This window comes from Pseudomonas sp. P4_C3 (assembly GCF_056402075.1).
Genome location: NZ_JBFUIC010000191.1, coordinates 1 through 8,654, shown reverse-complemented (window position 1 = coordinate 8,654; position 8,654 = coordinate 1). Strand labels below are relative to the sequence as shown.

10 protein-coding genes are annotated in these 8,654 nt (G+C 55.5%); 5 read left to right on the top strand and 5 right to left on the bottom strand.

All coding sequences use genetic code 11. The features are described from left to right. Window positions 1-212: 212 nt before the first annotated feature. Entirely contained in the window at window positions 213-749 is a 537-nt protein-coding gene (locus AC1DVH_RS22300; RefSeq protein ID WP_477755639.1) for a dihydrofolate reductase family protein, read from the bottom strand. A 275-nt stretch (window positions 750-1,024) separates the two neighbouring features. Between AC1DVH_RS22300 and AC1DVH_RS22295 the strand changes: the two genes are divergently transcribed. Further along, window positions 1,025-1,219: a hypothetical protein gene (locus AC1DVH_RS22295; RefSeq protein WP_477755638.1), complete on the top strand. Its 195-nt coding sequence runs from the start codon at window positions 1,025-1,027 to the stop codon at window positions 1,217-1,219. 88 nt (window positions 1,220-1,307) lie between these two features. On the opposite strand, the gene AC1DVH_RS22290 is transcribed toward AC1DVH_RS22295, so the two are convergent. Next, window positions 1,308-2,225 carry an AraC family transcriptional regulator gene (locus AC1DVH_RS22290; RefSeq protein ID WP_477755637.1) on the bottom strand — a complete coding sequence of 306 codons (918 nt, stop codon included), beginning with the start codon at window positions 2,223-2,225 and terminating at the stop codon, window positions 1,308-1,310. Window positions 2,226-2,390: 165 nt separating this feature from the next. Between AC1DVH_RS22290 and AC1DVH_RS22285 the strand changes: the two genes are divergently transcribed. From AC1DVH_RS22285 to AC1DVH_RS22275, 3 genes are all read left to right on the top strand, one after another. After that, on the top strand, window positions 2,391-3,440 hold the full coding sequence (locus tag AC1DVH_RS22285; RefSeq protein WP_477755636.1) for an NAD(P)-dependent alcohol dehydrogenase: 1,050 nt from the start codon (window positions 2,391-2,393) through the stop codon (window positions 3,438-3,440). Window positions 3,441-3,494: 54 nt separating this feature from the next. Continuing rightward, entirely contained in the window at window positions 3,495-4,517 is a 1,023-nt protein-coding gene (locus AC1DVH_RS22280; RefSeq protein ID WP_477755635.1) for an alpha/beta hydrolase, read from the top strand. Window positions 4,518-4,603: 86 nt separating this feature from the next. Then, entirely contained in the window at window positions 4,604-5,803 is a 1,200-nt protein-coding gene (locus AC1DVH_RS22275; protein WP_477755634.1) for an MFS transporter, read from the top strand. Between the two features lie 73 nt (window positions 5,804-5,876). Here the strand turns inward: AC1DVH_RS22275 and AC1DVH_RS22270 are convergent, their stop codons facing one another. Next, window positions 5,877-6,359, bottom strand: coding sequence for an SDR family NAD(P)-dependent oxidoreductase (locus AC1DVH_RS22270; protein ID WP_477755633.1), 483 nt, complete (start codon window positions 6,357-6,359; stop codon window positions 5,877-5,879). Between the two features lie 101 nt (window positions 6,360-6,460). Then, entirely contained in the window at window positions 6,461-6,868 is a 408-nt protein-coding gene (locus AC1DVH_RS22265) for a DoxX family protein (RefSeq protein WP_477755632.1), read from the bottom strand. Between the two features lie 95 nt (window positions 6,869-6,963). On the opposite strand from AC1DVH_RS22265, the gene AC1DVH_RS22260 reads away from it, so the two are divergent. After that, window positions 6,964-7,344, top strand: coding sequence for a winged helix-turn-helix transcriptional regulator (locus AC1DVH_RS22260; RefSeq protein ID WP_477755631.1), 381 nt, complete (start codon window positions 6,964-6,966; stop codon window positions 7,342-7,344). A gap of 256 nt (window positions 7,345-7,600) precedes the next feature. Here the strand turns inward: AC1DVH_RS22260 and AC1DVH_RS22255 are convergent, their stop codons facing one another. Further along, window positions 7,601-8,470, bottom strand: coding sequence for an isocitrate lyase/PEP mutase family protein (locus AC1DVH_RS22255; RefSeq protein ID WP_477755630.1), 870 nt, complete (start codon window positions 8,468-8,470; stop codon window positions 7,601-7,603). Window positions 8,471-8,654 lie beyond the last annotated feature (184 nt).

The following is an 8,654-nucleotide window of genomic DNA, read 5'->3' as shown; positions in this document are numbered from 1 at the left end:
GTATTGGGTAACCCTAAAAGTGAGCGTCTGCAGCAGTTCCTCAGCGGCAACCTGAAGTAACCAGACTGCCTTCGAGCAACCGCAGGGTCGCTCGAAGGCGCTGGCTCAACCCTTCAGGGTGCCTCCAAAGGACCCATTAGATCCAGGGCGGGGGCACGATGCGCGCCCTTTGCCCTTGCCCTTGCCTTGGTCAGGAAGTCCACGCGGGTGGGTCATGGGGCCAGCCGATAGGTGGACTGCACCAACCCCGAAGGAAAGCAGCGGCTGGATAACAGTTTCAAGTCAACATCCTGCTGAAGGCCCCCGAACAATGGCCTACCCGACCCGATCAGTACGGGAACGGTAGTGATCACCATATCGGCGATCAATCCATCGCGCAGGAATGATTGCACCAACTGCCCGCCATCGACATAGACCCGACGCATGCCTTGCCTCGCAAGCTCCTCCATCACCTCCCGGGGTGCGAGGTTGGAAAAGCGTAGCTTGCCCTTCAGCGCCTCGGGCACCGGCGAATCGGCCAGCTGTCCAGACAGCACCACCACGGGTCGGTCGTAAAACCATGTGTCGAAGGTCAGCACTTTCTCATAGCTTCCCCGCCCCATTACGATTACATCTTTGTCGGCGATGAAATCTGAGTAGCCATGATCCTCGGACTGATCATCGCGCTGCAAAAGCCAGTCGATGTCGCCATCGGGCCGGGCGATGAAGCCATCCAGACTGGTGGCGATGAAAACATGTGCAGTGGACATCAGGTGCCCCTTATTTATACGGTGTATGTCAATGCATGATCATAAGCCTAATAAGGCTCACCTTCGATTGCTACCTCTCATAGGTGCGGCCCTCAAAGAGGAGCAACGGGCTCACCGAATTGGAACATCGACGTTCGTTGGTTGAGCGATCGCCCGATCGAAGCCATGAGTTGTAACAATCCGTCAGCGCTGTTTTACAGCCTTTGGGATGGATCAAAACCGGATTTTTCCAGGTCGACAGTGTCTTCATCCAGCTGTCGGCACCGATGACTTTCATGACCCGTTTCAAGTTGTCGGCGAGCACGTGCAAGCCCATCTCGGCACTTAATCGCAGTTTTATGGATTCGCGTGGTGCTGCAGAAGGTTTGTGGGAGGCATCTGATTTTGTCGAACTTGCCCGCTCGGTGGAGAACGTGGAGACACACATTGCCAGCGAGGTTGAAAAGCAAGTGCGTCTACAAAAGCCTTGACTCCTCCAGCTTCCCTGGCTGAACCAGGCATGGAGCAGTCGGCAAATGAAGCCATCATCAATCGCCTCTCTTGTACGGATTGATGTTGCTACCCCTGCCCTCGCAACACCGCAATATCCCTCTTGGGGGGGACGCCAAACAGACGGCTGTATTCGCGGCTGAACTGGGATGGGCTTTCATAGCCGACCTTGAAAGCGGCGCTGGATACGTCCTGGTGTTCATTGAGCATCAACCGTCTTGCTTCATTCAGTCGCAGCCATTTTTGGTACTGCAAGGGGCTCATTGCGGTGAGTTGGCGGAAGTGGTGGTGAAAGGTCGGAGTGCTCATCTGCACACGGGCTGCAAGCTCATCGATGCGAAGCGCCAAGGTGTAATTCAACTTCAACCAATCGATGGCTTTCGCGATCCGATAACCCTGGCCATCGACAGACGTTATTTGTCGAAGCCGGCTCGCCTGATCACTCTGCAGGAGACGGTAGTGAATCTCGCGCTGGATCAAGGGGGCAAGAACAGGGATGGACTCCGGCTCATCGAGCAGGGCCAATAAACGCTCGAATGAGGCCAGCATCGCTGGGGTCACTGAGCCAATTCCTACCCCCTTTGCAACTGATCGATCACGGGTTGGTGGCAGGTCACTTTGCGCTATCAGCTCAGCCAGCATGCGCAGATCGAGTTTCAAGGTCAGCCCCAGGCATGGTTGTTCCGGGCTTGCCGTCAGCACTTCTGAATTTGCAGGCAAATCCAATGAGGTGATCAGAAACCGCGACGTGTCGTAGGGGTAGCCCTCGCCACCTACCCAGAGCTGTTTCTCACCTCGGGCGACAAGGATGATGCTTGGCTCGACCATGCAAACGATGGGCGGTGCTGGATGTTCGCGCCTGAAAAAAACGAGGCCTGCAATGGCCGTTGCATAATCACCTGGTTTGGAGATCTGCGCGCCGATGATCTGCGCAAGCGCTTCTTGTGGCGATAACTGTTGAGGAGCGGTGTCGGGTTTGTTCGTCATATTCGTCTTGTACCTCTTCCCTGAACTCTAACTCGCCAACTCACGACCGTCCTGCAAAAAAACAGAGACTCATAGAATCAGGCAAGTAATCCAGCGCAATGCACTACAGAGGGTCTGGGCAGAGCGGGAGAATGTTCAACCGACAAACCCATCGAGGATGCTCCCATGCTTGTCAAAGCCTACGGTGCTCACGCGGGCGACAAACCCCTTGAGCCAATGCAGATCAACCGCCGAACGCCTGCAGCCCATGATGTTCAGATCGATATCGCCTTCTGTGGCATCTGCCATTCAGATTTGCACCAAGTGCGTGCCGAGTGGGCAGGCACGCAATTTCCCTGCGTACCGGGTCACGAAATTGTCGGCCGTGTATCGGCGGTGGGCGCGCATGTTGCGGATTTCAAAGTCGGCGATCTGGTCGGTGTCGGCTGCATTGTCGACAGCTGTAAACACTGTGACGACTGTGAGACAGGCCTGGAAAACTACTGCGACGCAATGGTCGGCACCTACAACTTTCCGACACCGGACGCACCCGGCTGGACGCTGGGCGGCTACTCGCAAAACATCGTGGTGCATGAGCGCTACGTGTTGCGCATCCGCCATCCCGAGGCACAACTGGCTGCCGTCGCTCCGCTGCTGTGCGCGGGCATCACTACCTACTCCCCTCTGCGCCACTGGAACGCCGGCCCAGGCAAGAAAATAGGCGTGGTCGGCATCGGTGGCCTGGGCCACATGGGCATCAAGCTGGCTCATGCGATGGGCGCCCACGTCGTGGCGTTCACCACCTCTGAATCCAAGCGCGAGGCGGCAAAGGCGTTAGGCGCCGATGAGGTCGTCGTATCGCGCAACGCTGAAGAAATGGCTGCACATACCAAGAGTTTCGACTTCATTCTCAACACCGTCGCAGCCCCCCACGATCTTGATGCGTTTCTGGTGCTGCTCAAGCGTGATGGGGCACTGACTCTGGTCGGTGCGCCCGCCTCGCCACATCCATCGCCGAACGTATTCAACCTGATCATGAAACGCCGAACGATTGCCGGCTCGATGATTGGTGGTATCCCCGAAACACAGGAGATGCTCGATTTCTGCGCCGAGCACGGCATCGTCTCCGATATCGAACTGGTGCGGGCCGATCAGATCAATGAGTCCTATGAACGGATGCTCAAGGGCGACGTCAAGTACCGCTTTGTGATCGACAACTCCACATTGGTTGATTGAGAGCCTCAGATTCAAGAACGCAAATGGACTCCATCCAAAAGTAAGGAATATCGAATGAACAGACTCTTTCTTGCCCTGGGGCTGTTTGTCGCCTCTTTCTCATCAATGGGAGCTGACATGTCTAACGGTGCTGACAACTTCTACAAAAGCGAGAAGGTCATCGCAGAAAAGGTCACCTTTAAAAACCAATACAAGATGAACGTTGTAGGGAACCTCTACATTCCTAAAGGAGTGGATCCCAAGATCAAGAACCCCRCGATCATCGTAGGGCACCCAATGGGCGCGGTGAAAGAACAGAGCTCCAACCTGTATGCCCAGAAGCTCGCCGAGCAAGGTTTCGTGACATTGGCGATTGATCTTTCGTTCTGGGGTGAAAGCGAGGGGCAGCCCCGTCAAGCCGTGTCACCGGACATCTACGCCGAGGACTTCAGCGCGGCGGTGGATTTCCTGGGCACACGGCCTTTCGTTAACCGTGAGCGCATCGGCATCATCGGCATTTGCGGCAGCGGCGCCTTCGTCATCAGCGCGGCCAAGATCGACCCTCGACTGAAGGCAATCGCAACAGTCAGCATGTACAACCACGGCGACCTATACCGCAAAGGTTTGGGTCATTCGACGACCCCAGAGCAGAAACGCACGGCACTCGCCGAAGCTGCAGAACAACGCTATGTGGAATTCACTGGCGGCGCTACCCAGTACACCGCCGGTGCCCCGTTGAAGCTCACAGGCAATGCGATAGGCGATGAGTTTTTTGATTTCTATCGCACTCCTCGCGGTGAAGTCACCCCTGCCGGCGCATCGCCGCAGACGTCCACCATGCCGACACTGACCACCAATGCGAAGTTCTACAATTTCTACCCGTTCGAAGACATCGAGACTATTTCGCCACGTCCACTTCTCTTGATCACGGGCGTCGAGGCTCATTCTCGTGAATACAGTGAAGATGCCTACAAGYGTGCAGCGGAGCCTAAAGAACTGGTCATCGTTCCGGGCGCCAACCACGTCGATCTCTACGACCGGGTCAACCTCATTCCATTCGCCAAGTTGACCACGTTCTTCAAAAGCAACCTTAAGTAGCCCGTTCGGTGCCCTGGCCGGGCATCGCTTCTCTCGTAGCCTCGTCCTCGGGGCTACGACGCTTCGCGCAATACAGGATTCAAACAATGACTGATCACACCACCCCAGTGCCCCATAAATCATGGGGTGCCGTATTCGCCATGTCGCTCGCCGCCTTCGTGCTGGTGGCATCGGAATTCATGCCCGTCAGCCTGCTGACACCCATTGCCGCCGATCTGCATATCACCGAAGGACAAGCCGGTCAGGGCATTTCCGTTTCGGGGCTGTTTGCCTTATTCACCAGCCTTCTTATCCCGCTGGTGGCAGCGCGGGTCGACCGTAAACCGCTGCTTCTTTCACTGACGCTGTTGATGATCCTTTCTGGAACAGTGGTCGCGTTCGCCCCGAACTACTGGGTGTTCATGATCGGCCGCGCGCTGATCGGTATTGCGATAGGTGGCTTCTGGTCATTGTCGGCGGCAACCGCCATGCGCCTGGTGCCTGACGACCAGATCACTCGCGCCATGGCAATCGTCAACGGCGGCAACGCTTTGGCGACTGTGATTGCAGCGCCATTGGGCAGCTTTCTCGGCGCCTTGATTGGCTGGCGCGGTGCATTCTTGTGCGTCATCCCAGTCGCGATAGTCGCTTGTGTATGGCTGTCTGTAAGCCTTCCACCGATGAAATCGCAAAGCGGTTCAGGCACTGGAAACGTCTTCAGGTTGATGAAAAGCGTACCGGTCGCACTAGGCATGGTGGCGGTCAGTGTGTTTTTCATGGGCCAGTTCATGCTGTTTACCTATTTGCGCCCATTCCTTGAAACGGTCACGCACGTCAGTGTCTCCATGCTGTCTTTTATGTTGCTCGTTCTGGGCCTGGCGGGACTTGCCGGAACCTTCCTGATTGAAGCGTTCTTGAAAAATGGCCTGCATCGAACCCTCATCGTCATCCCGATCTTCATGGCGATGATTGCACTGGCGCTTGTTTCATTCGGTAGCTCGGCGACCACCACGACCGTCTTGCTTGGCGCATGGGGACTGGTTGCGACTGCAGCGCCCGTGGGATGGTGGACATGGCTGGCGAGAACGTTGCCAGACGCAGCTGAAGCGGGAGGCGGTTTAATGGTGGCGATCATCCAACTCGCTATTGCGTCTGGCGCAACCGTTGGCGGGCTGGTCTTCGACTCGAGCGGCTATCAAGCGACCTTCGAATTGAGCGCCACTTTGCTAGGTGTGGCGGCCGTTCTTGCCTTCCTGGCTGCACGCGCAGCATCGCGGGAGCCTGTTGCATCGGTCAGCATTGCTTGAAATAACCGCAAGACACGCCAAGGCATGTCTTGTGGTTTCGGTTGAGCATGCGCTCGGAAACTGGACGTGACCGTCAGCGTGCGCTGTCGATGATTTGGCCACCGTCAGGGGTAAGACTGTAACCCGTCAGGAACTGCGCATCCTTGCTGGCAAGGAACAGCACGACCGGCGCAATGTCCTCTTCGGGCGATCCATAACGGCCAAGTGCATTGGTGGGTGCGGGCGCATTGGCAGCAGCCCCCCAAGTGTCCGCAACCGGCATGACATTGTTCACCGTGATCTTGTCTGCGCCCCACTCCCTTGCCGCCGAGCRAGTCAAGGCACGCACCGCCTCCTTTGCCATGTTGTAAGGGGCATAACCCTGCAAGCCGATGACACCGGCCAACGATGCAAAGTTGATGACTCTACCCTCCCCGCTGGCTTTAAGGTGTGGGTAGCAGGCTTGCATCGTCCGCAGATAGGCAATCGGCCCCATTTCCAGATTGCGTTGCAATTGCTCGGCTGACAGATCGAGAACCGATGAGAAGACGGCGCAGGGGTCGAAGGCATTGTTCACCAGGATCCTGCAAACAGCTGGGCAGTAGCGCGGCCAATACCACGACCGGCGCCAGTGACCATGGCTACTTTTCCATTGAGTCGGGACATGTTGATCTCCAGTTATGTGGGGGTTATTAAATGTGCCGTTGTTACTTGCCCGTAGGGTGACTGCACGTCATGAGCAGCGTTTTGAGTCAAGAAAGAAGCGATCAGCAACACGAGGCAGATAACCGCCGGCAAGGCTCCACCAGGCTTGCGGACATTGATATGCGCAAACGCTGAGAGCAGCAGGTGATAAAGCATGCCGGCGTAGGCCAGGTCGCTAAGCGACACATTGATCCGCAACACAATGGCGACCACCGCCAGAATCTTCACTGCAATGAGCATCGACATCAGATTGGCGGGGTAGCCGAGGTCGGCGAGTGCTTGACGAACCCATTCCCTTTTAACCAGGTACAGAGTCGCCGAGGCCAGATACAACAACGACAGCAGTGTCGTACTGATCCAATAAATGTAGATTTCAATCATGGGGTTTTCCTAAGCAAGCGTTAATGCGTCGACTTAGGTCAAAGATGTCGCCTAATATGAAAAGCGACAAGTAGGATGAAAAAGTGGTGCTTAGTATGGAAAACCAGACTATTGATGACGATCAGATCAATATGCACGAGGAAATGCGCCGTGCATTTGCGCTGCTCTCAGGCAAGTGGAAGCTGGAAATCATGTGGTTGTTGAACCAGCGAATCTATCGCTTCGGAGAACTTCGCAAGGCGATCAGCGGCATCACCCAGCACATGCTGACGGCACAACTTCGTGAACTCGAAAACGATGGCCTGGTGTCGCGAACAGTCTTCGCKCAAGTGCCCCCGCGCGTCGAATATGAGATGACGGCAAAGGCCCGTGCACTCGGGCCAACGATGGAAGCACTCGCGTTATGGTGGAGCGAGTATGGGAAAAGCGTTCCGGTGAAACCAAGCTCGCGCGGTCGTAAACCCAGAAGCAGTTAGACATTGAATGTTGTTACCCGATTAACCGCTCCCGAGCAGGTCTGCGCTAATCAAGGTGAGAATACTTAGAGCGCTTTGTTGAGAAGAAAAAAGCTCCCAGATCGCTCCGCAAGCAAACTGCTGAATACGTAACCGAGGGTGACCAAACCGCATGAGTGCGAGTGCTCTTCTCGGCACGCAAATCATGCTTGCGGATTCAAGCAGGGAGAAACCTGTAGGCAGAGCAGTGGGTAAAAAGCTGATCAGGAGATTTTCATCACGCCTGAACATCCATGAAGTCCCTGGCCCAATTCAAATATGTTTCCGGCAACGTGTAGGTGTAGGCCAGTTCGGTAGCGCTTAAGTTCGATGTGTTGCGAGTGAGCTGGCGTTGTTCACGAAGGCAGTCATAGGTCGCTTTAATGGAGGCGAAATAAGCACCATGACCTGCAACAATGATTCGCACTCCTAGCTTGGCCAAGCGTTCGTTGTCGTTGAGTCTCGGGTTTCCGTAAGTGACCAACATCAGTGGAATCGTGATGTGCTCCACGATCTGTTCGAGGTGCGCAAAGTCCTGGATGCCAACAATACAAATGCCATCCGCGCCGGCCCGTTGATAAGCGTGCATTCGGTGAATGACCTCATGCACTGGCAGGACTGATGCGTTGGTTCGAGCAATAATCGAAAGCTCCGGATCAACGCGTGCTTCCAGTGCGGCCCGCACTTTGCCGACGCCCTCTTCAGTGCTGATGAGGTCTGTTGATTTACACCCGAATTGCGCCGGAAGGAAGGTGTCTTCAATCGTGAGTGCCGCTATTCCTGCGCGCTCCAACTCCTGGACAGTTCGCATGACGTTGAGTGCATTTCCGTAACCGTGATCGGCGTCAGCTATGACAGGCAACTGCGCCACACGGCCTATTCTGGCCGTTTGTTCGACAAATTCAGACAGGGTAATGAGTGCGAAGTCTGGTGCAGTCAGAACCTGCAGAGATGCAACTGATCCACCCAGAATACCCACTTCAAATCCGAGATCGGCGGCAATGCGTGCTGACATCGGATCAAAGACTGAAGCCGTCTGGAAACAGTTACTGGATGCCAGCAGCTCGCGAAACGAACGGCGTAATGCTGGGTGGGAAACTCTGGGCATGATCGCTCCTCACTGTGGCCGTCATCGCGTGAACGATCAGTGCCAACTCAAAAGTGCGGCGAGACTATCACGCAAAAAATAGGTTCTTCACGGAATTCCGGGGAACACATATAACGAAATATCTGTAGGGGCTGCCGAAGGTTCGGGCCGCGTTCKGACGATCTTTTTGATCTTAATCTTCAGC

Coding starts and splice junctions, on each gene's coding strand:
- AC1DVH_RS22300 (WP_477755639.1), bottom strand. CDS start 749: ATGTCCACTGCACATGTTTTCATCGCCACCAGTCTGGATGGCTTCATC.
- AC1DVH_RS22275 (WP_477755634.1), top strand. CDS start 4,604: ATGACTGATCACACCACCCCAGTGCCCCATAAATCATGGGGTGCCGTA.
- AC1DVH_RS22265 (WP_477755632.1), bottom strand. CDS start 6,868: ATGATTGAAATCTACATTTATTGGATCAGTACGACACTGCTGTCGTTG.
- AC1DVH_RS22290 (WP_477755637.1), bottom strand. CDS start 2,225: ATGACGAACAAACCCGACACCGCTCCTCAACAGTTATCGCCACAAGAA.
- AC1DVH_RS22285 (WP_477755636.1), top strand. CDS start 2,391: ATGCTTGTCAAAGCCTACGGTGCTCACGCGGGCGACAAACCCCTTGAG.
- AC1DVH_RS22295 (WP_477755638.1), top strand. CDS start 1,025: ATGACCCGTTTCAAGTTGTCGGCGAGCACGTGCAAGCCCATCTCGGCA.
- AC1DVH_RS22255 (WP_477755630.1), bottom strand. CDS start 8,470: ATGCCCAGAGTTTCCCACCCAGCATTACGCCGTTCGTTTCGCGAGCTG.